This is a genomic window from Falsiroseomonas selenitidurans (assembly GCF_012103215.1).
Taxonomy (GTDB): Bacteria; Pseudomonadota; Alphaproteobacteria; order Acetobacterales; family Acetobacteraceae; genus Falsiroseomonas; species Falsiroseomonas selenitidurans.
This window is the reverse complement of record NZ_JAAVNE010000020.1, coordinates 14,853-37,780: the sequence shown is the minus strand read 5'-3', so window position 1 is coordinate 37,780 and position 22,928 is coordinate 14,853. Positions and strand designations below refer to the sequence as shown.

Below are 22,928 nucleotides of genomic sequence, written 5' to 3'. Positions count from 1 at the left end.
GATGAGCACCACCACCGAAACCCGCCCGCGCCGCGCCTTGCCGCAGCTGATGGGGCTGTCGGACGCCGCCGCGGAGCGCCTGCGCGCGCTCTATGCCGGCGGGGAGGAGGGCAAGACGCTACGCATCGCAGTGAAGACCAAGGGCTGTTCCGGCATGGCCTATGACCTGTCCTGGGTCGATGGGCCGGGGCCGGGGGATGAGGTCGTGACGGATAAGGGCGTCACCGTGGTCGTGGACCGCAAGGCGACGCTGTTCCTGATTGGCACGGTGATGGATTACGAGGTGAAGGCGATGTCCGCCGGCTTCACCTTCACCAATCCGAACGAGAAGGGCCGCTGCGGCTGCGGCGAGAGCTTCCACGTCTGACAGACTTGCCAACGGTACATCCTGCCTGCCGGCAGCCTGGAAGACAGGGCAATGACCATGGGAAGCCACGCCCTTGGGAAAGAGCGTGGCGTAAGGAGAGGATGTGAGATCCTGTCCAGCCTTGGCGGCGCTCAGCCGAGCGTGATGTTCGCCTCGCGGATCAGGTCCAGGACCTGGCTGCGCTGACCTGCCAGCCATTCCCCGAAGGCAGCGGGGCTGTTGCCGATCATGATTGCGCCGGCGGGATCCATGCGGGCACGAACTGCTGGCGCCTTGGCCGCTGTGGCGGCAGCGGCGGCGATGCGGTCGATCGCGATGCGCGGGGTGCCTTCCGCTGCGAACAAGCCATTCCAGTCGTTCAGGTCGAAGCCGGGAAAGCCGGACTGCGCCAGGGTCGGCACATCGGGCAGCGAAGGCGGCCGCTCCAGGCTGGTCACCGCCAGCACCCGCGCCTTGCCGGAGACAACCGGCGGCCGGATGGAGGAGGTGGTGATCAGCACGGAGTCGACGCTGCCCGCCATGATATCCCGTGCCGCATCGGCGCCGCCGCGATAGGCCGCATGCACGAGCTTGATACCAGCCCGCTTCTCAAAGGAGGCCAAGGCCAGATGCGCCATGCCGGCGGCCGGCGGCGTGCCGATGGTGATGGTATTCGGCCGCGCCTTGGCCTGCGCGACGAAGCCGGCGATGTCCTGCGCCGGGAAATCTGTCTTCACCGCGATCACCTGCGGGAAGGCGGAGATCTGCGTCACCGGAATGAAGGCGGTGGCGTAGTCGAAGGGCAGGTCGCGCATCAGCGCCGGGTTGGTCAGCTGGTTCGCGGCATCGATCAGGAAGGTGTAGCCGTCCCGCGGCGCCTGCAGCAGCGCATTGGCGGCGATCACCGCGTTGCCGCCGGTGCGGTTCTCGATGACGATGTTCTGGCCCAGCAGGTCTTGCATCGTCGCGGCGATGGAGCGCGCCGCGGTATCAGCGGCGCCGCCGGCGCCGAAGGGCACGATCCAGCGGATCGGGCGCGTCGGCCAGGCGCCCTGCGCCAGCGCGCTCCGCGCAAGGGCGGGCGTGGCCAGGGCCGCAGCCAGCAGGGTGCGGCGGGTCGGTGTCATTGTCATTGTCGTTTCCTCTCCTGTCTTTTGTTGTCATCGGTCGCGATGGTCAGTCCGCCATGCGCGCAAGCTCCCGCGCCACCGCGTCGCCCATGGCCTCGGTGCCGACCAGCGTCGCACCGGGTTCCATGATGTCCGGCGTGCGCAGCCCTTCGGCCAGCACGCGGCGCACAGCCTGTTCCAGCCGCGTCGCCGCCTCCGGCTGGCCAAGCGAGTGGCGCAGCATCATGGCGGCGGAGAGGATGGAGGCCAGCGGGTTCGCCAGGTCCTTGCCCGCAATATCGGGGGCGGAGCCGTGCACCGGCTCGAACAGCCCCTGGCCGCGCGCGTTCAGCGACGCCGAGGGTAGCATGCCGATCGAGCCCGTCAGCATGGCCGCCGCGTCGGACAGGATGTCGCCGAAGATGTTGCCGGTGACGATGACGTCGAAATCGAGCGGGCGCCGGATCAGCAGCATGCAGGCGGCATCGACATACTGGTGCGTCAACTCGACGTCGGGGTAGTCGCGCGCCACCTCGATCACCACCTCGCGCCACAGCGCGCTGGTCTCCAGCACATTCGCCTTGTCGACGGAGCACAGCTTGCGCCGCCGCTGCTGCGCCGCCTTGAAGCCGGCATGGGCCACGCGGCGGATCTCGCCTTCCGTGTAGCGCATGGTGTTGATGCCGACACGCTCGCCGTCCTCCGTCACGATACCGCGCGGCTGGCCGAAATAGATGTCGCCGGTCAGTTCGCGCAGCACCACGAGGTCGACGCCCTCGATCACCTCCCGCCGCAGGGTCGAAGCGCCGATCAGCTCGGGGAAGGCGAAGACGGGGCGGAAATTGGCGAACAGGTCCATGCGCTTGCGCAGCCTCAGCAGCGCATGGCCGCCGCGCGCCTCGGGCGGGCGCAGGTCGCTCTCATAGGTGCCGGCAGCGCCGAACAGCACGGCATCGGCGCGCTCCGCCAATTCGGCGGTGGCCTCCGGCAACGGGTCGCCAGTCTGATCGTAGCCGGCATCGCCGATCGGCGCTTCCGTGAAGGTGAATTGCGGCCCATTGGCGGCCAGCGCGCGCAGCGCCTTCATCGCCTGGGTGGTGACCTCCGGGCCGATGCCGTCGCCGGCGAGCACCGCGATATGCATGTTAGCTGTCCTCAGAAGTTCTCGCGCCCGAGGCGACGCTCGAAGGCGGCGATGTCCTCGTTGTGCGAGAGGGTGAAGCTCATCTCGTCGATGCCTTCGAGCAGGCATTTGCGCGCGAAGGGATCGATCTCGAAGGGATGGATGGTGCCGTCGGCCGCCGTCACGGTCTGGGCTTCGAGATCGACCGTCACCTCGCCATCCGGCATGGCTTCCGCCTGCGCGATCATGGCGGCGACGGTCGCCGCCGGCAGGCGCACCGGCAGCAGGCCGTTCTTCAGCCCGTTCTGGGCGAAGATGTCGCCGAAGGAGGGTGCGATGACGGCGCGGAAGCCATGCCCATGCATGGCCCAGACCGCATTTTCCCGAGACGATCCACAGGCGAAGTTCTCGCCACCCAGCGCGATGCGCCCGCTGCGCCAGGCGGGTCGGTTCAGCGGAAAATCCTCCACCTCGCTGCCATCGCCGCGGTAGCGCAGATCCCGAAAGAGGCAGGCGCCGTGGTCGGCGTCCCGCGCCAGATGCAGGAATCGCGCAGGCAGGATCTGGTCGGTGTCGATGTTGTCGCGGGCGAAGGGCACCGCGATGGAGCGCAGGCGGGGAAAGGGCTCCATCATCCGGCCTCCATCAGGCGGCGCACATCGGTGATGTGTCCGGTCACCGCCGCGGCGGCGGCCATCGCCGGGTTCATCAGGTGGGTGCGCACTCCAGGCCCCTGGCGACCGCGGAAATTGCGGTTGGAGGTGGAGGCGATGCGTTCGCCCGGCGCGCCGATCTCACCATTGGTGCCGAGGCACATGGAACAGCCGGCCTCCCGCCAGGCGAAGCCGGCGTCGCGGAAGATGCGGTCCAGCCCCTCGGCCTCCGCCTGCCGCTTCACCTGCGCCGAGCCCGGCACGACCCAGGCGGTGACGCCCGCCGCCACCTGGCGGCCGCGCGCGACGCCGGCGGCGGCGCGCAGATCCTCGATGCGGCCATTGGTGCAGGAGCCGATGAAGACGCGGTCCACCGCAACCTCCGCCAGCAACTGGCCGGGCGAAAGCCCCATATAGTCCAGCATCTCCTGCATCTCCGCCCGCCGGCCGGCGCTGGGGGCCGTGGCCGGGTCGGGGACGCGGCCATCCACCGCCACCGCTTCCTGCGGCGAGGTGCCCCAGGTGACGGTCGGCGCGATCGCCGCGGCGTCGATTTCCACGACGCGATCGAACAATGCACCAGGATCACTGGCGAGGCTGCGCCAGCGCGCCACGGCGGCATCCCAGGCGGCACCCGTCGGCACGTTCTCGCGGCCTTCGAGGAAACCGAAGGTGGTTTCGTCCGGCGCCACCATGCCGGCCCGTGCGCCGGCCTCAATGGTCATGTTGCAGAGCGTCAGCCGGCCTTCCATCGACAGGCCGCGCACGGCGGAGCCTGCATATTCGATGACATGGCCCGTCGCGCCGGCAGTGCCGATGGTGGCGATGACGTGCAGGATCACATCCTTCGCCGTCACGCCGGCGCCGAGCGCACCCTCGATACCGATCCGCATGGTCTTCGGCTTGCGCTGCCACAGGCATTGCGTTGCCAGCACATGCGCCACCTCCGTCATGCCGATGCCAAAGGCCAGCGCGCCGAGTGCGCCATGGGTCGAGGTATGGCTGTCGCCGCAGACGATGATCATGCCGGGCTGGCTGAGGCCGAGCTCCGGCCCCACCACATGCACGATGCCCTGCCGCGGGTCGTCCAGGCCGTACAGCGCGAAGCCTTCCGCCGCCGCGTTGCGTTCCAGCGACAGCACCATCTCGCGCAGCGCCGGGTCCGGGATCTCGGCCGCGATGCGGGTGTTCGTCGGCATGTAGTGATCGGGCGTGGCGAAGGTGCGCCCGGGAGCGCGCATCTTCTGGCCGCGCACCCGCAGCATCTCGAAGGCCGGCGCGGTGCCGTCATGCAGCAGGTGGCGGTCCACATAGAGCAGGGTCTGGCCGTCCTCCCGCTCCAGCACGCGGTGGCGGTCCCAGACCTTCTCGAACATCGTGCGCGGCTCGTCGCTCATGCGGCGCCTCCCGGATGGGCGTCGCGCAGCAGGCGTAGGTACTCCGCCTCCGTCGCGCGGCGCGGATTGGTCAGGTGGTGATGGTCGCGCATCGCGGCGGCGGCGATGGCGGGCAGCACATCCGCGCCAATGCCCATCTGCGCCAGGCCGGCAGGCAGGCCGATGGCGGCGTTGCGCGCGGTGATGGCACCCGCCACGGCCGCGCCGTCCGACATGCCCATCGCATCGGCCAGCACCGGCAGCACGCCCGCGATCTCCGGCGCGTTGAAGCGCAGCACATGCGGCAGCAGCACGGCGTTGAGCGTGCCGTGGTGCGGTGAGACGGGCAGGGCGCCCAGCGCGTGGGACAGCGCGTGCACCGCGCCCAGCCCCTTCTGGAAGGCGAGCGCACCCTGCACCGAAGCCAGCATCATCGCCGCGCGTGCCGGACGGTCGCCGCCCTCCGCCACGGCCATCGGCAGCGCCCGCCAGCCGCGCCGCAGCCCGTCCAGCGCGATGGCATCCGCGATCGGGTTCTCCCGCGGCGAGCACAGCGTCTCGATGCAATGCGCCAGCGCATCCATGCCGGTGGCGGCGGTCAGGCGCGGCGGCAGGCCGAGTGTCAGCAGCGGGTCGCAGATCGCCGTGCGCGGGATCAGGTGCGGGCTGCCGAGGGAAACCTTGCGCCCGTCATCCAGCACGATCAGCGCACCGCGGCTGACTTCGCTCCCGGTGCCGGCCGTCGTCGGCACCGCCACCAGCGGTGCTGCGGCGGCGGTGATGCGCGCCAGCCCGCCCTCCACCACCGCATAGCGGGAAAGCGACCCGGCCGGATGGGTTGCCGCCAGGGCCACGGCCTTGGCCAGGTCCAGCGGCGATCCGCCACCCAGGCCTATCAACCCATCCGCCCCATGCGCGGCGAAGGCCGCGCAGCCGGCGCGGACCGAGGCCTCGGTGGGGTTGGGCGGCGTGGCATCGAACACCGCGAAGGGCATGTCGGCAGGCAACGCGGCCCGCAGGCGCGCCAGCAGCCCCGCCGCGACCACGCCCGCATCGGTGACCACCAGCGGACGACGGATGGCTGCCAGCGCGAGTTCAGCCGGCAATTCGGTCAGCGCCCCCTCGGCGAACTGGATGCGGTTGAGGAAAACCATCAACGCCATGCGGGCGCGCCTCGATCCATCAGCGTGGTGGCGCGCAGGAGCCGCGCGGGACGTAGTCCGTCGCGCCCACGGCGCGCTGCGGGTCCAGGTCCTGATGTTCGATGCGCGCCAACAGGAACCGTGCGGCAGCGGCCCCCAATGCGCCATGGTCCCAGCGCACCACCGAGATGGGCGGGGAGTGGAAGGCCGCCAACTCGCTTTCCGCGCCAGCGATCACCGAGACGTCGCGCGGCACCGAAAGCCCGCGTTCCTGCAGGGCTCGCAGCAGACCTGGCAGCAGCGCCGTTCCCGCGACGAAGAAGGCGGTGGGCCGCGGCGCCTGCTGCAGCAGCGCCGCTGCGGCCTGCGCCGCATAGCCAGTGGAGAAGGAACCCAGGCGCACCAAGGCCGGGTCGGGCTGCAGCCCGATCTCGGCGAAGGCCCGTTCCACCCCGCGCAGCCTTTCCCGCACCGGGCTGACGGTGTTCTCGCCGGAAATGACTGCGATGCGCCGATGGCCGAGCGCCAGCAGGTGGGCGATCGCCCGCTGCGTTCCGCTGGCATGGTCCACCCGCACGCTGTCCAGCGTGGTGGGGCTGCCGCGGTCCAGCAGCACCACGGGCATCGGCGCATCGCGCAGCAGCTTGAGCAGCGCCCGATCGCGTTCGGAGGAGGTGGCGATCACCAGCCCATCCACGCGGCGCCGCGCGAAGCTGGCCAGCAGATCCCGCTCCCGCGCCAGGGCGTGGTAGGAGGAGGCGATGAGCAGGCCATAGCCGCGCTGGTCCAACTCCTGCTGCATGCCCTCGGCGAAGCTGGCCAGCACCGGCACCGTCAGGTCGCGCACCACGCAGGCGAAGGTGCGCGACTGCCCGCTGCGTAGCGATTGCGCCGCTGCATCCGGCGAGAAGCCGAGCTGCGCCACCGCCGCCTGCACCCGCGCGCGCAGTGCCTCCCCCACATTCGGATGGCCGTTGATGACGCGGCTGACGGTGCCGAGGCCGACGCCGGCGGCTTCCGCCACGTCGCGGATCGTCGGCGCGCGTCCTTCCGCCGCGCGTGGGCGAGCCATGGCAGTCTCCGGTCCCGGTCCGGCAGGGAGCCGGCGCCGGGACTTTAGGGATGGCCGCTTCGCCCACGCAAGCCACAGGCCCTAGCTCTCCACGCGAATATTGCCGCGCCGCACCACCTGGCCCCAGCGTTCCGATTCGGCGGCGAGGAAGCTGGCGAAGCGGGCGGGATCCAGGCCGAGGCTGCTGAAGCCGTTGGTCCGGAGCGTCTGCTGGAAGGAGTCCGTCTGCTGTACCCGCGAGACTGCGGCGTGGATGGCCTCTGCCACATGGCGCGGCGTGCCGGGTGCGCCGAGCAGACCGATCCAGGCATCGGCCGTCAGGTCGAAGCCCTGTTCGCGCAGCGTCGGGACATCCGGTACCAGCGCGAACCGCTCGGCATTCGCCACCGCCAGCATTTTGAGCCGGGAACGCTGTGGGTTGGCGACGGCGACCGGCACCATCATCATGTCAACCTGATCCGCGGTGACCGCCAGCACGCCCGGACCGGCGCCGAGATAGGGCACATGCGTCATCTCCGCCCCGATCGCGGCGCGGAACATCTCGCCGGCGGCGTGGGAGACGCTGGCATAGCCGTAGGAGGCGTAGGTAAGCGGCTGGCGGGCGCTGCGGGCGAGTTCGACGAACTGGCCGACATTTGCCGCCGGAAGGCCGGGGCGCACCGCCAGCGCGAAAACCACGCTGGCCATGCCGGAGACCGGGACGAAATCCGCCACCTTGTAGGGCAGGCGGGGATTGGCGGCGGGCAGCACGGTATGCGTGTCCGCCGTTGCCAGGATCAGCGCGTGGCCATCAGCCGGGGAATTCAGCAGCGCCTGGGTGGCGACCACGCCATTGGCGCCGGGGCGGTTCTCCACCACCAGCGACTGGCCCAGCGATTCGCCGAGACCGCTGGCGACGAGGCGCGCCAGCATGTCGGTCGCGCCACCGGGCGGGAAGGGCACGATGATGCGCACGGCGTGGCTGGCGCGCCAGGCGCCCTGGGCCAGCGCCGGCGTGGACAAGGCAGGCATGGCGAGGGCGGGCGGCAGCAGCGTGCCGGCCGCCAGCAAGCCGCGGCGGCCGATGGTGGTCTGGTTCTTCTTCATGGTCTTCCTCCCCTGGATGGGACTTCAGCGCCCCTTGAATTCGGGCGTCCGTTTTTCGTTGAAGGCGGCGATTCCCTCCCGCCGGTCCTGGGTCGGGATGAGCTGGTAGTAGGCCTCGATCTCCATCTGCATGCCCGTGCGCAGATCCGTGCCGGCGCCAAAGTCGATCGACTTCTTGGCCTGGCGGATCGAGATCGGCGCATTGGCCCGGATGCGCCGCGCCGTCGCCAGCGCCTGGTCCACCACGGTGCCCGGCGGGCAAAGCCGGTTGACCACGCCCCAGGCCAGCGCCTGATCCGCGGAAAAGGGCTCACCGGTGAAGATCACTTCCTTGGCGCGCCGGGCGCCGATGGTCCGCGGCAGAAGCTGCGTGCCGCCGCCGCCCGGCATGATGCCGCGCGTCACCTCGGTCAGCGCGAAGCGCGCGCCTTCGGCCGCATAGGAAAAGTCGCAGCACATCGCCATTTCCAGTCCACCGGCATAGGCGGCGCCGTTGATGGCCGCGATCAGCGGCACCGGGCAGGCCAGCAGCGTGCGCATCATGCGTTCGAACAGGTAGTGCTGGCGCGCGAAGGCCGCATCATCCATGCCGTCGCGCTGTTTCAGGTCCGCGCCGGCACAGAAGGCGCGGTCACCGGCGCCGGTCAGGACAACGGCGCGCATCAGGTCGAGGTCCGCCTCCAGCGCCCCGAATACGGCGATGATCTCCTCGCCCATCCGCGTGCTCATGGCATTCGCCCGCTCCGGCCGGTTGAGCGTGACCAGCAGCACGCCCTCCTCCGGCTGTCGGACCAGCAGCGTCTCCCACGGCGTGGCTGTCAGGGTCGTGGTCATGGAACGTCCTTCGGGCTCGGCTCGAGAAGATGCTGGTGCTCGCCCAGCCTTGGCGCGGGGCCGGCAAGCGGTGGCCGCTGGCCGTCGAAGCTCAGCGGAAGGCCGACGGTACGCATGGCGCGGCCCGGCAATTCGCCGATGATGCCAAGGGCTGCGAGTTGCGGGTCCTCCAGCGCCTGGGCGATGTCGGCAACCGGACCGCAGGGAATGCCCGCCGCCTCCAGCGCCGCGGAAAGCTGGGTCACCTGGCGCTGCGCTATGCGGGCCTGCAGCAGCGGAATCAGCGCGTCGCGGTGCGTGGCGCGTTCACCGTTGGTGGCGAAGCGGGGATCCGCCGCGACCTCCGCCGCATCGAGCACGGCGCAGAGTCGACGGAACAGCAGGTCGTTCCCGGCGGCGATCAGCAGCGTGCCATCCGCGGCATCGAAGGTCTGGTAGGGCACGATGTTGGACACGCCGGATCCGTAGCGGCGCGGCAACGGCCCGCCGGCCATGTGGTCGGACAGCGGCACCGTCATCCAGGCCAGCGCGGTTTCGTACAGTGACACGTCGACCACGCCGCCGCGCCCGTCCCGTTCGCGCCGCAGCAGCGCGGTACAGATGCCGAGCGCGGCCCAGACGCCGGTGCCGAGGTCGTTCAAGGCCACCGGCACCCGCGCGGGTGGCGCGCCGGGATGGCCGTTGATCGACATCAGCCCGCAGGCTGCCTGCACCAGAGGGTCGTAGCCCGGGGCGCCGCTTTTCGGGCCGGTGCGACCGAAGGCGCCGATGTTGCAGATGACGAGGCCGGGCTTTTCCGCCAGCAACCCTTCCGCACCCAGCCCGGCCGCTTCCATGGCGCCGAGGCGCAGGTTCTGCAGCACGATGTCGGCGCGGTCCAGGATGATGCGGCGCAGGGCCGCCACCGTGGCGGGATCGCGCAAATCGGCCGCGATGCTCAGCTTGCCGCGATTGACGGCATGGAACAGCGCGGCATCGCCATCGACGAAGGGCGGGCCCCAGTCGCGGGCGTGGTCACCCTTGCCGGCTGCCTCCACCTTCAGCACCGTGGCACCGAGATCGGCCAGTATGGCGCCGGCAAAGGGCCCCGCCAGGCTGTGGCTGATCTCGACCGCGAAGCGGCCGGCCAGGGGCAGGGCATCAGCCATGCGGCAGGTCCGCCAGCAGCGCGGCGGCCGCTTCCCCGCTGAGCCCGTAGTCCCGCGTCAGCGCCTCGGGGCTGACATAGCCATCCAGCAGGTCGTCGCGCAGCCGCACGCGGTCGCGGCCAGCGGGATCCCCATAGCCGCCGCTGCCGGCTGGTTGCAGCATCACCCGGTCCCCGGCGTGGACGATCTCGTGCCCGCCTTTGGCCGGCACCTGCGTCACCTGGCTATCGCGCGTCACCTCGCAACGGAAGGTGGCGCCGGCGGCGCCGCCGAACTGGCCGAGTGGCGGGTGAATGCCGCGCTCGCCGCAGACGGTAAAGGTCGCTTCGTCATAGGCCACGCGATAGACGCGGCGGGACGTAAGCCCGCCGCGCCAGGTGCCGGCGCCGCCGGTGTCCGGCACCAGCGACCATTCCTCGACCCGCACGGGGGAGGTCTGCTCGATAATCTCGACGGCGGAACTGCCGGCATTGCCAACATAGACACGCACGCCATTCACGCCGTCCTTGGTGGCGCGGGCGCCCATGCCGCCGGCATGCGGGTCGATCATGCCGACGAAGCGACGTCCGGTGGTGGCAACGCGCGCCGCATCAGGGTCCATGCCGCCGAACACGCCGGAGAAGGCGCCGCAATTGCTCTGCCCCACCACGCGTTCCGGCACCGCTGCGGACAGCGCCTTCAGCAGCAGGTCGATGATGCGGGGCGATGTCTCGGTATTGCCGGCGACGACGGGGGCGGGGAAGGTGCAATTCAGGATGCTGCCTTCGGGTGCGCTGATCGTCACCGGGCGGTAGCAGCCCTGGTTGATCGGGATGGTGACGTCCGTGATGGCCTTCACCGTGAACCAGGTGCTGTTGCAGGTGACGGAGAAGGGGCAGTTGATGCCGCCGCGCGCCTGCGTGCCGCTGCCCGCATAGTCGAAATGGATTCCGTCGCCCTGCTTGGTGATCTTCACGCGGATCGGCACCGGTTCGCGCGACCAGCCGGCGGGGCCGGTCACCGGCTCGATCGCGTCCTCGGCCTCGTACACGCCATCGGGGATGGCCCGCAGCGCAGCGCGCATCAGCCGCTCGGAATGGTCCAGCGCGCGGCGCATTGCCGCTGCCAGCGCCTCCTTTCCGTAGCGCCGCGCGATCTCCGCGATGCGGCGGTCGCCGACCACGCAGCCAGCATACTGTGCCTGCATGTCCAGAAGCCGCACCGCCGGGTCGCGGGTGTTCTGCAGGATCAGCGTGACCAGATCCTCTACCGGCCGATCATCGCGGTACAGCAGCACGGGCGGGATGCGGATGCCCTCGGCGAAGACATCCCAGGTCAGCGTCGTGTAACTGCCGGGCAATTGGCCGCCGATGTCGCTCCAATGGCCGCGGGTCATCACGAAGGCGATGATCTCGCCATCCAGGAAGACCGGCCGCGTGAACTGGACGTCCGGCTGGTGGTTGCCGCCGCCGAGATAGACGTCGTTGCTGACGATCACATCGCCGCGCCGCAGCCGGTCGCGCCCGATCGCCTCGACTGAGGCGCGGGTGGAGATGACGGCGGAGCCCAGCATGGTCGGGATGTCGTTGCCCTGCGCGACAAGCTGCATCTCCGCATCGAACACTGCGGCAGAGGCATCGCCGCCGGAATGCACGATGGGGCTGCCGGCGGTGCGCATCATCGCCAGCTTCATCTCCCGCGCCGTGGCGAACAGGCTGGAGCGCAGGATCTCGTAGGTGACGATATCCATCATGCCAGCGCCTCCTCGAGCCTGGGTGCGGGCCGCGGTTCCACCGCCAGGGTGATGGCGAGCACGCCCCCCGCCTCGATCCGCGCGACGTCGCCCGGGCCGAGCGTCAGGCTGCTGCTGGCTTCCTCGATCACCGCCGGCCCTTCCACCCTGTGGCCCTCGGGCAGGTCGTCGCGACGCCAGACCGGCAGGTCGCGCGCCGTGTCCTGGCCGCCGCCGAACTGGACGCGTCGGGTGCGGGAGGGTGCCGGTGCGGGGTCGCCTTTGGCGAAGCGCAGCGCGCCCCGCCACCCGGTCGCGGCACGGGCCTCGACGCGGATATTGTTGAGCAGCACGGGCTGGTCCGGCTTGGTGAAATTCCACAGATGCCGATGCGCGGCCTCGAACGCTGCGCGGATCGCCACCGGTGCACAATCGACCACGTCGACCATGATGGAATCGGGCTGCCCGGCGTAGCGGCAATCGGCCCGCCGGCGGATGGACTGCGCCGCGTCGGCCGGCAGGCGGCCGCGTGCCGCGCCTTCCATCTCCGCATAGCGGGCCTCGAGCTCCGTGCCGTCGCAGGCCGAGAGCGGGCGGTCCACCGCGGCCTGCAGATCCGCCTGCCGATCGGCCAACACCATGCCAAGCGCGCTGAAGAGGCCCGGCACCGGCGGCACCAGCACGCGCGCCATCTCCAGCGATCGCGCCAGGTCCAGCGCATGCACCGGCCCGGCGCCGCCGAAGCACAGATAATCGAAGCCGCGCGGGTCATGCCCGCGCTCCACCGTCATCAGGCGGATCGCCTGCGCCATCAGCGCATTCGCCACCGCGCGCACGGCATGCGCCGCCGCCAGCGTATCGAGGCCCAGCGGTTGCGCCAGGTGCAATTCCACCGCCCGCTGCGCCGCCGCGCGATCCAGCTTGAAGCCGCCATCGAGGAAGGTGTCCGGATCGATATAGCCCAGCAGCAGGTTGCAATCGGTGACGGTCGGCCGGGTGCCGCCGCGGCCGTAGCAGGCCGGGCCGGGATCGGCGCCGGCGCTCTGCGGCCCGATGCGGACGCCGCCGCCGGCATCGACCCAGGCGATGGAGCCGCCGCCGGCGCCGATGCTCTCGATATCGATGCTTGGTGCGCGCACGGCATAGCTGTGCAGCAGCACCTGGCTGCGCAGCTCCGCGCGGCTGCCGCGCACCAGTGAGACGTCGAAGGTGGTGCCGCCCATGTCGCCGAGGATCGCGTCCGGCCAGCCATGCCGGTCACCCAGGCGTATCGCCGCACTGACGCCGCCGGCCGGGCCCGATTCCAGCAGCAGCACCGGCCGTGCCGCGACCAGCGCGGCATCCGCCAGGCCACCATTGGAGCCCATGAACAGCAGCTCGCCGGCAAAGCCTTCCTGGCGCAGCCCGTCCTGCAGCGCGGCGATGTAGCGCGCGCAGAGTGGGCCGAGCATCGCGTTCATCACCGTGGTGCTGGTGCGCTCGTATTCGCCCACTTCGGGGTTGACCTCGTGCGAGGCGCTGATGAAGTGGCCTGGCAGGCGCTGTGCCAGGATGTCCGCCGCGCGCCTTTCATGCGCCGGATTGGCCGCGGCGTGCAGGAAGGCGATGGCGACCGCCTCCACCGGGCTTTCCGCGATGCGATCCGCGATGGCGTGCAGCGCGGCTTCGTCGAGTGGCGTGTCCACCTGGCCGCGCCAATCCATCCGCTCCGCCACCTCGTGGCGCCAGCGCCGCGGCACCAGCGGGTCCGGATTGTCGAACTGCAGGTCATACAGATCGGCGCGGTCGTGCCGGGCGATGCGGCGCAGTTCAAGCACATCCCGGAAGCCCTGCGTGGTGACGAGGGCGGTGCGCGCACCGGTGCGCTCCACAACCATGTTGGTTGCCATGGTCGAGCCATGACCGATGAACCCGATCTCCGCCGCGCCGCATCCCGCGATTGCCAGGATGCGACGAAAACCGTTGAGGGCGCCGATCACGCGGTTATGGGGCGTGGTTGGAACCTTGGCGGTGTGAACCCGCCCCGCCTCGTCCACAAGGACGACATCGGTGAAGGTCCCACCGACGTCTATGCCGATGCGCTTCAAGGCCCCTCACTCCCTTTGCAGCCCGTTCGGGCACCTGCCTTGATATGGTGAAACGTTTCCACGGACCGGTCAATCGTCGCGCGCTTGGGTCGGTGGGCCGATCGGCGGCGCAGTTCGCCCGTCGAGGAGTTGTGGCGATTTGGTCGGCTGGCGCGGCCAGCAATGCCTGTTCCGGGCCAGTTTGGTGCCCCCTGAACTGGTGTGCGCGTAGCGAAAGCCCCCGGCGAAGCGCCACGGGCGGCCACCGCGGTCGGCCTTGGTCGGGCACTGGGTGCCGATCCGCAGCGGCGCGCGCGGGTGGTTCTACACTGTGGTGGATCTGATGAGCCGGCTCGGGGCGAAGAGCCGAAGCAGGCGCCGGGAACGGCTGGCGGACCATCCGTATCGGACTGATTCGGTCGTGCTCGGCGATCTCGGCTGCCTGGTGCTCGCTCGGTCGGGCGGGCACCTGCTGTTCCACCTGGTCAGCCGTCTCTCCAAGCCGGCCTTGGTGCTGGTGACCACCAGAACGGGCATTGGTGAATGGCCGAGCGTGTCGAGGCAACGCCAAGATGACCATGGCCTGCTCGATTGCCTGACGCACCGCTGTGAAATTGTGGAGACCGGCAACAAGAACGGCCGCTTCAGGAACCGCAGATGAGCCTAACCGGCGGACGTCGCAGCGCTTTGGTCGGCCCGCTGGGGGGCTGTTCGGCGCCGATCCAGGGACTTGCTTCCGTGCCGACCGTCACGTCTCGTCGACACCACCAGCCTATTCTGTGCCAACAAGGCGCACAAATCTGATGCGAAGGCGGTGGCTCCGATGGACCGCTAGGCCGGCAGGCGAAGCTCCGCGGCCACCCGTTCCGCCACCGCCAGGAGAGCGCGGTCGCGGCCAGGGGCGGCTGCCAAGGAAAGGCCCACCGGGGCACCGTCGACTCGCGCAGCCGGCAGTGTCACCTCGCAGAGGCCCGCCAGTCCGGCGACCGCGGTGACACCCATTGTCCGTTCGCGCACCGCCTGCTGTGCCTCCAGACTGATGTCGAGTTTCGGCGCCGGGACCGGCGATGTCGGGTAGACCAGCACGGCGCCGCCTGCGACGAGTGCCCGCGCCCGCTGCCGGAAGACTTCCCGGAAGGCGCGCGCCGCGGCAGCGCGGGCCGGGTCACTCGCCTTGGCAGCGGCGAAACGCTCGGCCACGCCCGGACCAAATTTGGGGCGGATCGCCTCAACCCACGAACCGAGGCTGGCCCAGGCCTCCTCGGCCTGGGCCGCGCGGAAATGCTCGAAGAGGTGGTCCAGCCCCTCGGGAGCCAGGTGCATGGACAGACTCGGTCCCAGCACGCGCTCAACCTTCGAAAGCGCGCCGACCAGTGCCGTAGCCGTTTGCGGCACGGCGTTCACCCAGGCCTCCTGGACCTTCAGCAAGGGCCCGAGAAGGCCTTCGCCACCGGCCGGCAACAACACATCACCCACCCTGCGCAGCACGGAGGCACGGGAGGCGAACCAACCGGCCGTATCGAAGCTCGGGCCAAGCGGGCAGGCGCCCGTCAGGTTCACGGCGCCCCAGGAGGGACGGATCCCGAAGATGCCACAGTAACTGGCGGGGATGCGAACCGAGCCGCCCGTATCGGATCCAAGGGCGAAGTCGACAAGTCCGGCTGCAACGGCGGATGCCGAGCCGCAGGATGACCCGCCAGGGAAGCGGTCCGGCGCCGCAGGGTTGATCGGCGTGCCATACCAGACGTTTTCGCCCGTCAACCCGTAGGCCAGTTCGACCGTCTTGGTCTTGCCGCGGAGGTTGGCACCTGCCTGGACCAGCGAGAGGACACAGGGTGCGGTCGCCGCGGCCACCGCATGGGTACGCGCCCAGTCCGGGTTGCCGTAGCCTGTCATGGCGCCGGCCACGTCGAACAGGTCCTTCACCGCGAAATCCAGCCCGGAAAGCGCTCCACCCGGCGTCCCGAGGAGTTCCACCCTTGGGCCTGGCATGAAGGCGCCGACCCGGTCTTCAAAAGCACGCGGCATGGCAATGCCTCCGTTACCATCCCGAATTGGCGGCACCCTGCGTCATGATGAGACGAATGACAACCATGTCTGTCGATGGCGCATCAACCCGGTCCACGAAGCGGACGGCGCGGCCGCTGCGCGTGGTCCCAGTTGGCATCGTCCAGCCAAGCCGCGATCAGGTCTCGCTGCGCCGGCCATTCCTCCGCCAGCATTGCGTAGAAGGCGGTGTCCCGCCGACGCCCCTTGACCACCATGTGGGCGCGCAACTCGCCCTCGAAGCGGAAGCCCAGACGTTCCGCCGCACGGCGGGATGGCGCATTCAGCGCATTGCACTTCCACACCAGTCGGCGGTAGCCAAGGTCGTCCATGGCGTGACGCATCAGCAGGAACATGGCCTCCGTGGCCGCCCGGCTGCGTTGAAGCGCCGGCGCGAACCAGATGTGGCCCAGTTCGATCGCCGCGTTGGCCGGCTGGATCTCCATCAGCGTCAGCCAGCCGGAGACGGTGCCGCTGACATGGGGGCGAATCGCCCACGCCATTGGGTCGTGCTGTGCGGCGAAGGAAGCCACGTGGCGGCGCATCGCCTCCGCATCCGGGAAAGGGCCATAGCCCAGATAGGTCCAGCCGGTGCCCAGCCGATCGGCCTGCGCTGCATCCCACAACTCGGCCGCGTGACGCACTGCAAGCGGTTCCAGCGTCACCGATCGGCCGCGATGCGGGATGCGCGCGGGCAGGGGACGGGGCGTGGTATCGACAGGCCCGCCCAGGGGAAGGTCTGTCGCAGGGGGCGCGGTCATCGGGGTGGAGGCTCCGTGGCTTCGGGGGGGGCTGGGTGGCGTGGCGGGCAGCATGCCGCACCCTGGCCAGTGCGACGAGACTGAGCAGGACGCGGCGCTGCGCAACCGCGTTGCAGCAGGGGCGCTGATGTCGCATAGGACGCGTATGTCCAGCCCTTCCGCCCCTGCCGCCCAGGCCGCCCCGCCGCCCGGTTTCTTCCTGGAACGGGTTTTGTCGGTCCATCATTGGACCGACCGGCTGTTCTCTTTCACCTGCACCCGTGACCCGCATTTCCGCTTCGTCGCCGGACAGTTCGTGATGATCGGGCTTATGGTGGAAGGCAAACCTCTGGTCCGTGCCTATTCCCTGGTAAGCGCACCCTGGGAGGAGCATCTCGAGTTTCTCTCGATTAAGGTACAGGATGGACCACTGACGTCGCGACTCCAGCATATCGTGCCCGGCGACGGCGTGCTGATTGGCCGCAAGGCGACCGGCACCTTGGTGACCGAGAATTTGGTGCCGGGCGGCACGCTTTGGCTATTTGCCACGGGGACGGGTCTTGCGCCCTTCCTTAGCCTGATCCGTGAGCCGGAGACCTATGACCGGTTCGACCGTGTGGTGGTGGCACATACGGTGCGCCAGGTTGCGGAACTGGCCTATCGCGAACTGATCAGCAGCAGCCTGCCGGAACACGATTTGCTGGGCGAATTGGTGCGCGACAAGCTGCTGTACTATCCTAGCGTGACGCGTGAGCCCTTTGCGACCCAGGGCAGGGTGACCACCCTCGTGGAGACGGGGCGCATCTTCGCCGATCTCGGCCTGCCACCCATGTCGCCTGCGGCCGATCGGGCCATGCTGTGCGGGAGCGAGGCGATGAACGCCGACATGCGCGCCTTGCTGGAGGCGCGCGGCTTCAGCGAAGGCGCCAACAATCGGCCTGCAACCTATGTGGTTGAGAAGGCTTTCGTGACGAAATAGGGCGCCTCGGCCAGCGGCTGAACGAGGCATTGCGCTTCCATAAGCCCCAACGATATCCTTCGCCGATAGGGCGTCGGGCGGTCCACGATCGCGGGAACGGCGACGCGTCGGGAGGGAAAAAATGACCGAGATCGAGACGCGTCAAGCGGGCCGTCGCGGCTTGCTCAAGGCTGCCGCAGTGGGTACCGCGGGCACGGCTGTCCTGGCGACTCCGAATGTTAGCCGGGCTCAGACGCTGGTCCTGCGGTTTCAATCCACCTGGCCGCAGCGCGATATCTTCCACGAGTTTGCCCAGGATTTCACCGGCCGGGTCAATGCCATGGCCGGCAATCGGGTGCGGCTGGAACTGCTGCCGGCAGGCGCCGTGGTGGGCGCGTTTCAGCTGCTCGATGCCGTGGCGGCCGGTACCCTCGATGGCGGCCATGGCGTCTCGGCCTATTGGTTCGGCAAGAACAAGGCGTTCAGCCTGTTCGGCACCTCCCCGCCCTGGTTCGGCAACGCCCACCAGCTGCTCGGCTGGTTCTACTACGGCGGCGGTGAGGCCCTTTACAACGAGTTGATCCGGGACATTCTCAAGGTCAACGTGGTCGGCTTCATGTCTGGCCCGATGCCGACACAGCCGCTGGGCTGGTTCAAGCAGCCAGTGCGCGACGTGGCGGCGATCCGCGGCCTGCGTTACCGCACTGTTGGCCTGGCGACCGACCTGTTCAACGTGATGGGCGCGGCCGTGACGGCGCTGCCTGGCGGCGAGATCGTGCCGGCGCTGGAGCGCGGCGTGATCGACGGTGCCGAATTCAACAACCCGTCCTCCGACCGTGTCCTGGGTTTTCCGGACGTTTCGAAGACTTACATGATCCAAAGCTTCCACCAGAACACGGAATGCTTTGAGATACTGTTCAACAAGACCCGCTACGACGGCATGGCGGATGAGGTGAAGGCCATCATTCGCCACGCATCCGAAGCGGCGTCGGCCGACATGTCCTGGAAGCAGCAGGATCGCTACTCCAAGGACCTGATCGAGATGACGCAGCGCCAGGGCGTCCAGGTGGTCACCACCCCTCGTCCGGTGCTGGAGGCGCAGCTGCGGGCCTGGGACCAGGTGATCCGCAATCTGGAAGGCGATGCCTTCTTCAAGAAGGTCTGTGACAGTCAGCGCGAATGGTGCCGCCGCGTGGGTAACTTCTACCTGCGCTATGAGGCCCCGGCCGCGCTGTCCTTCACGCATTTCTTCGCGCAGCGATAGGCGCCTACGCCGGGGAGGTCGGCATCGGCTCTCCCCGGCCAGCGGTTGCCAGCAGCTTTCCGCAGGGACCATGACTCTTAGGATCGGCCCTCCGGGGCCGATTTCGCTATCCCGTCGACTGCCGGGCGCCGCTTGGCATCGTCATCCAACCACCGGGTTTGCCTCCGAAGGAGCGCATGGTGCAGCCCATACTGATCGGGATCGACAAGCTCAGTGCCTTCATCGGCAAGCTTTTCGCTTGGCTGATTTTGGCCCTCACTTTGTCGATTTGCTATGAGGTCTTCGCGCGTTACCTGTTTCGCGCTCCAACGACCTGGGTTTTCGATGCCTCGTACATGATGTACGGAACGCTATTCATGATGGCGGGTGCCTATACACTCTCACGTGGTGGGCATGTCCGCGCCGACTTTGCCTACCGCCTGCAAACGCCCCGCCGGCAGGCGATGCTCGACCTGATTCTTTATGTGATATTTTTCATTCCCGCGATGATCGGACTGATCATCTTTGGCTGGGACTTCTTCGTGATTTCCTATGGGCAGAACGAGCAATCCTCCGTCAGCCCCGATGGGCCCCTGGTGTGGCCGTTTAAATTCATCATCCCCTTCGCCGCTGCGGTGGTGCTCCTGCAGGGCGTTGCGGAGATCGTTCGCTGCTGGATTTGCATTCGGGACGGAGACTGGCCGCAGAAGTTGAACGATGTCGAAGAGATGGAAGTCCTCGCGTTGGAACAGGCCAGGCGGGCGCAGGAGCGAGCAGCAGGATGAGCGACCCCGTTCTTGGGATGGTGATGCTGGGCAGTTTCATCTTCATTATTCTGCTTGGTTTTCCCGTTGCTTTCACGCTGATGGCCATGGGCATCGGCTTCGGCTATCTCACTCTGGAGATGCGGATCTTCGACCTGCTGGTGCAGCGCACCTATGCCGTCATGGCGAACGATGTGCTGATCTCCGTGCCCCTGTTCATCTTCATGGGCTATGTGATTGAGCGCGCGAACATCCTCGACCGGTTGTTCCGATCCTTGCAGATGGCCTCGGGTGGGCTGCCCGGCGCGCTGGCATTGGCGACGCTCGCGACCTGCGCCCTTTTTGCGACCGCAACCGGCATCGTCGGCGCAGTGGTGACGCTGATGGGGCTGCTGGCCTTCCCGGCGATGCTGCGAGCGGGCTACGATCCGCGGCTGGCAGCGGGCGTGACTTGTGCTGGCGGGTGCCTTGGCATTTTGATTCCGCCTTCGATTATGCTGATCCTCTATGGCGCGACGTCCGGCACCTCGGTTGCCCGTCTCTATGCCGCCGCCTTCTTCCCGGGACTCGGGCTGGCGCTGCTCTACATGCTCTACGTCCTGGCTGTCGCGACGCTGCGGCCTGCAATGGCCCCGAGGCTGCCGGTCGAAGAGCGCAACGTTCCGGTCATGACCATCCTGTGGTCCCTCGTCACCTCATTCGTTCCGCTCGCGGCACTGATTGGTGCCGTACTTGGCGCCATCCTGTTCGGCCTTGCCACGCCCTCCGAGGCTGCTGCCATGGGCGCGCTGGGGGCCATCCTCCTGGCACTACTGTATCGCGCGCTTGACTTCGGAAAGCTGAAGGAAAGTGTCTTCCTAACAGCCCGAACCACGGCGATGGTTTGCTGGCTATTCGTTGGTGCCTATATCTTTACATCAGTGTTCGGATACCTAGGCGGTCACCACATCATCGAAAATTTGTTCGTTGAGCAGTTGAGCCTTAACACCGTCACCTTCCTCATATTGACGCAGTTCATCATCTTTCTGTTGGGGTGGCCGCTGGAATGGTCGGAGATTGTATTGATTTTCGTGCCGATCTTCCTTCCATTGCTGGACACCTTCGGGGTCGATCCCATCTTCTTCGGCGTGCTGGTGGCGTTGAATTTGCAGACAAGTTTCATGACACCGCCGGTGGCGATGGCAGCCTATTATCTTAAGGGCGTGGCGCCACCCCAGGTGCGCCTGACGCAGATATTCGCCGGTTGTTTGCCTTTCGTGGGATTGGTCGTACTGGCAATGGCGTTGCTCTATATTTTTCCGGGCATCGCGACTTGGCTGCCCAGCTATCTCTACGACACGCCACTGGGCGGCCCGGTCCAGGATCTGATGTCCATTCCGGAGGGTGGCTTCGCTGTGCCGGAAATGCCCGACCTGCCGCCGTTGAATTGAGCATGTCCGAACCCGAGACGGTCGATCGCCCGGCCCAGGCCGCGCGCTGGCTGGCGGAAGCGCTGGAAAGCGGAAATCCGCTGGCCCCGCTACCGAGCACCATGACGCCGCGCGACATGGCGGAAGGGGAGGAAACCGCCCTCGCCGTGCTGGAAGAATTGGGCCTTATCCCCTGCGGTCTTCGACTGCTGTTTCGTGGCGAGACGAGGCCGCCATTGGTCGGGCCCATGTTGGAGGCAAGATTGCTCAATCCGGGCCTCCCGGTTGCGCTGGATGCGCTGCGCCATCCGCGAGCCACGGCGGCGGTGGTCGGGGTGCTGGGTGCGCCGCTGCTGCCGAATTCCGATGTCGCGCCGGTGCTTGCCGCCCTTCATGCCGCCATCGACGTCTCGGCAACACGCTTCGCCGACGATCCATCGGATGATGCAGTTGTTTCGGCAGATCTGGCTCGACTGGGGCTCGTCGTCGTTGGCCGTGCGAAGGCCCTGGCGCCGGGTCTGGTGCGAGCGGCATTAGGCCCGAAGGGAGCGCGCCGCCCCTCCCTCTCCTGCAACCTAGCCGCCCGTTTTGGGGAGGCAGCGCAGGCGGCCAGGCGTCTCGGCGGCCTTCCGCAGGGTGCCGTGCTGGTTCTGGCAGGGCTGACGGCAGAGGTCGCGGCAGAAGGCACGCTGGCAGCCTCACTCGGTCCGCTCGGCCGGGTGGAGGCACGCTGCGCCTGAAGGGGCGTCTCAGGCGGGACGAAAGCGCGCACGGGTCAGGCTGTCCTCCGCGAGGGCGAGGTGTAGTTGGGCGCGCCCGGAGTCGGTGGTCGTCACAGCCAGGACGCAGTCGAACCAGGCGCCGGCGTTGCGCACGCGGGCCTGGAACAGCTGGTCCAGCGCCTGCGCCGCCGCGGATCGGCCTGTGCAGCAGGCACAGCCGGCCAGATGCGCCGCGCCTCTGCCGTCAAAGCTGGCGGAGATTCCAGCCCCGGGCGGCACGGCCAGCGGCGCCTCCAACAGCAGCGCTGCGCCCGATGCCGGCATTGCCGCCAACAAGTCTGCTGGTCTGACGAGGCGCAGGGGGATTCGGGCATCCAGGGACCACCTCATGCCTAGACATAAGGATATCTTTATGTCATTTGCAACCCATGGATGACCTTCTGGCCCAGCTCCGTGCTGCTGCCGAACCGACCCGGCTGCGCCTCTTGGCGTTGTGTGGGCGCGGGTCCTTCTGCGTGTCTGACCTGTGCGGAATTCTCGGCCAGTCCCAGCCACGCCTCTCACGCCATCTGAAGCTTCTGGTTGAGGCGGGGCTGCTGGAGCGGATGCCGGAAGGCGCCAATGTATTTTTCCAGCTTCCCGCTGGCGCGGACCTGGCCCGACAGATTCTGGCGCGGCTGAACGAGGACGACCCGCTGTTGGCAGCAGACCGACGCGCCGCTGCGCGGTTGGCGGCAGATCGGGCACGTGTCGCCTCCGACGCGTTTCGGCGCCACGGCGCGGATTGGGACGAGATGCGCGCGCTGGACCTTCCCGCCTCGGCGATCGAGGCAGCGCTGCTGTCTGCCCTGCCGGAGCGGGTGGATCGTCTGCTTGATATAGGCAGCGGTACCGGTCGGCTGCTTGAGGTGCTGGCCCCACGCTGCAGCAGTGCGCTTGGCGTGGACGCCAGCCGGGAGATGCTGGCGCTGGCCCGTGCCCGGCTGGCGGAGCGCGGCCTCAGCCATTGCGCGGTACGGCAGGCGGACATGTACCGCCTGCCGCTTCCCGACCAGGGCTTTGACGCCGTGACACTGCAGATGGTGCTGCACTACGCCGAGGATCCCGCCGCAGCCCTGGCCGAGGCGGCGCGCGTGCTGCGGCCCGGTGGCGTTCTGGTTGTGGTCGATCTGGCGCCGCATGCGCGTGCCGACTTGCTGGGCCGCTTCGCCCATCGATGGCCGGGCTTTGACGATGCGCAACTCGCCGGCTGGCTTGGGGCCGCTGGCTGCGCGCTTCGTCCGGGGCACAGCATCGACGGTCCGCTTGCCGTCCGGGTCTGGCAGGCCCAGCGCCAGCCAATCGCCGCTTCGATCCCGTCCCGCTGATCCGTCCTGGCCC

At 68.5% G+C, this 22,928-nt stretch carries 22 protein-coding genes; 8 read left to right on the top strand and 14 right to left on the bottom strand.

Going from position 1 to position 22,928, the window contains the following annotated elements:
* Nucleotide 1 precedes the first annotated feature (1 nt).
* Nucleotides 2-367, top strand: coding sequence for a HesB/IscA family protein (locus tag HEQ75_RS13670; protein WP_168031423.1), 366 nt, complete (start codon nucleotides 2-4; stop codon nucleotides 365-367).
* Nucleotides 368-498: 131 nt separating this feature from the next.
* On the opposite strand, the gene HEQ75_RS13665 is transcribed toward HEQ75_RS13670, so the two are convergent.
* From HEQ75_RS13665 to HEQ75_RS13615, 11 genes are all read right to left on the bottom strand, one after another.
* Entirely contained in the window at nucleotides 499-1,479 is a 981-nt protein-coding gene (locus HEQ75_RS13665; RefSeq protein ID WP_168031421.1) for a Bug family tripartite tricarboxylate transporter substrate binding protein, read from the bottom strand.
* A gap of 43 nt (nucleotides 1,480-1,522) precedes the next feature.
* On the bottom strand, nucleotides 1,523-2,599 hold the full coding sequence (leuB, locus tag HEQ75_RS13660) for a 3-isopropylmalate dehydrogenase (RefSeq protein WP_168031419.1): 1,077 nt from the start codon (nucleotides 2,597-2,599) through the stop codon (nucleotides 1,523-1,525).
* An 11-nt stretch (nucleotides 2,600-2,610) separates the two neighbouring features.
* Entirely contained in the window at nucleotides 2,611-3,210 is a 600-nt protein-coding gene (leuD, locus tag HEQ75_RS13655) for a 3-isopropylmalate dehydratase small subunit (RefSeq protein ID WP_168031417.1), read from the bottom strand.
* Complete coding sequence (gene leuC / locus HEQ75_RS13650) at nucleotides 3,210-4,628, bottom strand: 3-isopropylmalate dehydratase large subunit (RefSeq protein WP_168031414.1); 1,419 nt, start codon at nucleotides 4,626-4,628, stop codon at nucleotides 3,210-3,212. The genes leuD and leuC overlap by 1 nt, the downstream gene beginning before the upstream one ends.
* A complete protein-coding gene (locus HEQ75_RS13645; protein WP_168031412.1) occupies nucleotides 4,625-5,770 on the bottom strand; it encodes an iron-containing alcohol dehydrogenase in 1,146 nt (381 codons plus the stop codon). Before HEQ75_RS13645 ends, leuC begins: the two co-directional genes overlap by 4 nt.
* A gap of 19 nt (nucleotides 5,771-5,789) precedes the next feature.
* Complete coding sequence (locus HEQ75_RS13640; RefSeq protein WP_168031410.1) at nucleotides 5,790-6,821, bottom strand: LacI family DNA-binding transcriptional regulator; 1,032 nt, start codon at nucleotides 6,819-6,821, stop codon at nucleotides 5,790-5,792.
* 81 nt (nucleotides 6,822-6,902) lie between these two features.
* The gene (locus tag HEQ75_RS13635) at nucleotides 6,903-7,907 is read right to left on the bottom strand and encodes a Bug family tripartite tricarboxylate transporter substrate binding protein (RefSeq protein WP_168031408.1); all 1,005 of its coding nucleotides are present in this window, start codon (nucleotides 7,905-7,907) and stop codon (nucleotides 6,903-6,905) included.
* A gap of 24 nt (nucleotides 7,908-7,931) precedes the next feature.
* Complete coding sequence (locus tag HEQ75_RS13630; protein WP_168031406.1) at nucleotides 7,932-8,741, bottom strand: enoyl-CoA hydratase/isomerase family protein; 810 nt, start codon at nucleotides 8,739-8,741, stop codon at nucleotides 7,932-7,934.
* Entirely contained in the window at nucleotides 8,738-9,889 is a 1,152-nt protein-coding gene (locus HEQ75_RS13625; RefSeq protein ID WP_168031404.1) for a CaiB/BaiF CoA transferase family protein, read from the bottom strand. The genes HEQ75_RS13630 and HEQ75_RS13625 overlap by 4 nt, the downstream gene beginning before the upstream one ends.
* Nucleotides 9,882-11,621 (bottom strand): hydantoinase B/oxoprolinase family protein, encoded by a 1,740-nt coding sequence (locus HEQ75_RS13620; RefSeq protein ID WP_209318535.1) that lies wholly within the window; start codon nucleotides 11,619-11,621, stop codon nucleotides 9,882-9,884. Before HEQ75_RS13620 ends, HEQ75_RS13625 begins: the two co-directional genes overlap by 8 nt.
* Nucleotides 11,618-13,636: a hydantoinase/oxoprolinase family protein gene (locus HEQ75_RS13615; RefSeq protein ID WP_328733939.1), complete on the bottom strand. Its 2,019-nt coding sequence runs from the start codon at nucleotides 13,634-13,636 to the stop codon at nucleotides 11,618-11,620. The genes HEQ75_RS13620 and HEQ75_RS13615 overlap by 4 nt, the downstream gene beginning before the upstream one ends.
* Nucleotides 13,637-13,958: 322 nt before the next feature.
* Between HEQ75_RS13615 and HEQ75_RS13610 the strand changes: the two genes are divergently transcribed.
* Nucleotides 13,959-14,327, top strand: a complete 369-nt coding sequence (locus HEQ75_RS13610) for an ATP-binding protein (protein WP_168031400.1) — start codon at nucleotides 13,959-13,961, stop codon at nucleotides 14,325-14,327.
* A gap of 170 nt (nucleotides 14,328-14,497) precedes the next feature.
* On the opposite strand, the gene HEQ75_RS13605 is transcribed toward HEQ75_RS13610, so the two are convergent.
* Together HEQ75_RS13605 and HEQ75_RS13600 are read right to left on the bottom strand one after the other, a co-directional pair.
* On the bottom strand, nucleotides 14,498-15,694 hold the full coding sequence (locus HEQ75_RS13605) for an amidase (RefSeq protein WP_168031398.1): 1,197 nt from the start codon (nucleotides 15,692-15,694) through the stop codon (nucleotides 14,498-14,500).
* An 83-nt stretch (nucleotides 15,695-15,777) separates the two neighbouring features.
* On the bottom strand, nucleotides 15,778-16,473 hold the full coding sequence (locus tag HEQ75_RS13600) for a GNAT family N-acetyltransferase (RefSeq protein WP_168031396.1): 696 nt from the start codon (nucleotides 16,471-16,473) through the stop codon (nucleotides 15,778-15,780).
* 145 nt (nucleotides 16,474-16,618) lie between these two features.
* Between HEQ75_RS13600 and HEQ75_RS13595 the strand changes: the two genes are divergently transcribed.
* The 5 genes from HEQ75_RS13595 (at nucleotide 16,619) to HEQ75_RS13575 (ending at nucleotide 21,566) form a co-directional block, all read left to right on the top strand.
* Nucleotides 16,619-17,431, top strand: coding sequence for a ferredoxin--NADP reductase (locus tag HEQ75_RS13595; protein WP_235961613.1), 813 nt, complete (start codon nucleotides 16,619-16,621; stop codon nucleotides 17,429-17,431).
* Nucleotides 17,432-17,552: 121 nt separating this feature from the next.
* Nucleotides 17,553-18,674, top strand: a complete 1,122-nt coding sequence (locus HEQ75_RS13590) for a TRAP transporter substrate-binding protein (protein WP_168031394.1) — start codon at nucleotides 17,553-17,555, stop codon at nucleotides 18,672-18,674.
* A gap of 179 nt (nucleotides 18,675-18,853) precedes the next feature.
* Nucleotides 18,854-19,438: a TRAP transporter small permease subunit gene (locus HEQ75_RS13585; protein ID WP_168031539.1), complete on the top strand. Its 585-nt coding sequence runs from the start codon at nucleotides 18,854-18,856 to the stop codon at nucleotides 19,436-19,438.
* On the top strand, nucleotides 19,435-20,847 hold the full coding sequence (locus HEQ75_RS13580; protein ID WP_168031392.1) for a TRAP transporter large permease: 1,413 nt from the start codon (nucleotides 19,435-19,437) through the stop codon (nucleotides 20,845-20,847). The genes HEQ75_RS13585 and HEQ75_RS13580 overlap by 4 nt, the downstream gene beginning before the upstream one ends.
* Nucleotides 20,848-20,849: 2 nt before the next feature.
* Entirely contained in the window at nucleotides 20,850-21,566 is a 717-nt protein-coding gene (locus HEQ75_RS13575) for a hypothetical protein (protein WP_168031390.1), read from the top strand.
* Nucleotides 21,567-21,575: 9 nt separating this feature from the next.
* Here HEQ75_RS13575 and HEQ75_RS13570 read toward each other — a convergent pair whose 3' ends face one another.
* Complete coding sequence (locus tag HEQ75_RS13570; protein ID WP_168031388.1) at nucleotides 21,576-21,872, bottom strand: hypothetical protein; 297 nt, start codon at nucleotides 21,870-21,872, stop codon at nucleotides 21,576-21,578.
* Between the two features lie 104 nt (nucleotides 21,873-21,976).
* Between HEQ75_RS13570 and HEQ75_RS13565 the strand changes: the two genes are divergently transcribed.
* The gene (locus tag HEQ75_RS13565) at nucleotides 21,977-22,915 is read left to right on the top strand and encodes an ArsR/SmtB family transcription factor (RefSeq protein ID WP_168031386.1); all 939 of its coding nucleotides are present in this window, start codon (nucleotides 21,977-21,979) and stop codon (nucleotides 22,913-22,915) included.
* The last annotated feature ends 13 nt before the right edge of the window (nucleotides 22,916-22,928 follow it).

Bases quoted from the DNA above. Each gene is read 5' to 3' on its own strand.
- HEQ75_RS13595 (WP_235961613.1), top strand. From the start codon at position 16,619: ATGTCCAGCCCTTCCGCCCCTGCCGCCCAGGCCGCCCCGCCGCCCGGT.
- HEQ75_RS13670 (WP_168031423.1), top strand. From the start codon at position 2: ATGAGCACCACCACCGAAACCCGCCCGCGCCGCGCCTTGCCGCAGCTG.
- leuB (WP_168031419.1), bottom strand. From the start codon at position 2,599: ATGCATATCGCGGTGCTCGCCGGCGACGGCATCGGCCCGGAGGTCACC.
- HEQ75_RS13645 (WP_168031412.1), bottom strand. From the start codon at position 5,770: ATGGCGTTGATGGTTTTCCTCAACCGCATCCAGTTCGCCGAGGGGGCG.
- HEQ75_RS13570 (WP_168031388.1), bottom strand. From the start codon at position 21,872: ATGCCGGCATCGGGCGCAGCGCTGCTGTTGGAGGCGCCGCTGGCCGTG.
- leuC (WP_168031414.1), bottom strand. From the start codon at position 4,628: ATGAGCGACGAGCCGCGCACGATGTTCGAGAAGGTCTGGGACCGCCAC.
- HEQ75_RS13635 (WP_168031408.1), bottom strand. From the start codon at position 7,907: ATGAAGAAGAACCAGACCACCATCGGCCGCCGCGGCTTGCTGGCGGCC.
- HEQ75_RS13620 (WP_209318535.1), bottom strand. From the start codon at position 11,621: ATGATGGATATCGTCACCTACGAGATCCTGCGCTCCAGCCTGTTCGCC.
- HEQ75_RS13575 (WP_168031390.1), top strand. From the start codon at position 20,850: ATGTCCGAACCCGAGACGGTCGATCGCCCGGCCCAGGCCGCGCGCTGG.
- HEQ75_RS13580 (WP_168031392.1), top strand. From the start codon at position 19,435: ATGAGCGACCCCGTTCTTGGGATGGTGATGCTGGGCAGTTTCATCTTC.
- leuD (WP_168031417.1), bottom strand. From the start codon at position 3,210: ATGGAGCCCTTTCCCCGCCTGCGCTCCATCGCGGTGCCCTTCGCCCGC.
- HEQ75_RS13600 (WP_168031396.1), bottom strand. From the start codon at position 16,473: ATGACCGCGCCCCCTGCGACAGACCTTCCCCTGGGCGGGCCTGTCGAT.
- HEQ75_RS13625 (WP_168031404.1), bottom strand. From the start codon at position 9,889: ATGGCTGATGCCCTGCCCCTGGCCGGCCGCTTCGCGGTCGAGATCAGC.
- HEQ75_RS13630 (WP_168031406.1), bottom strand. From the start codon at position 8,741: ATGACCACGACCCTGACAGCCACGCCGTGGGAGACGCTGCTGGTCCGA.
- HEQ75_RS13665 (WP_168031421.1), bottom strand. From the start codon at position 1,479: ATGACAATGACACCGACCCGCCGCACCCTGCTGGCTGCGGCCCTGGCC.
- HEQ75_RS13590 (WP_168031394.1), top strand. From the start codon at position 17,553: ATGACCGAGATCGAGACGCGTCAAGCGGGCCGTCGCGGCTTGCTCAAG.
- HEQ75_RS13640 (WP_168031410.1), bottom strand. From the start codon at position 6,821: ATGGCTCGCCCACGCGCGGCGGAAGGACGCGCGCCGACGATCCGCGAC.
- HEQ75_RS13605 (WP_168031398.1), bottom strand. From the start codon at position 15,694: ATGCCGCGTGCTTTTGAAGACCGGGTCGGCGCCTTCATGCCAGGCCCA.
- HEQ75_RS13565 (WP_168031386.1), top strand. From the start codon at position 21,977: ATGGATGACCTTCTGGCCCAGCTCCGTGCTGCTGCCGAACCGACCCGG.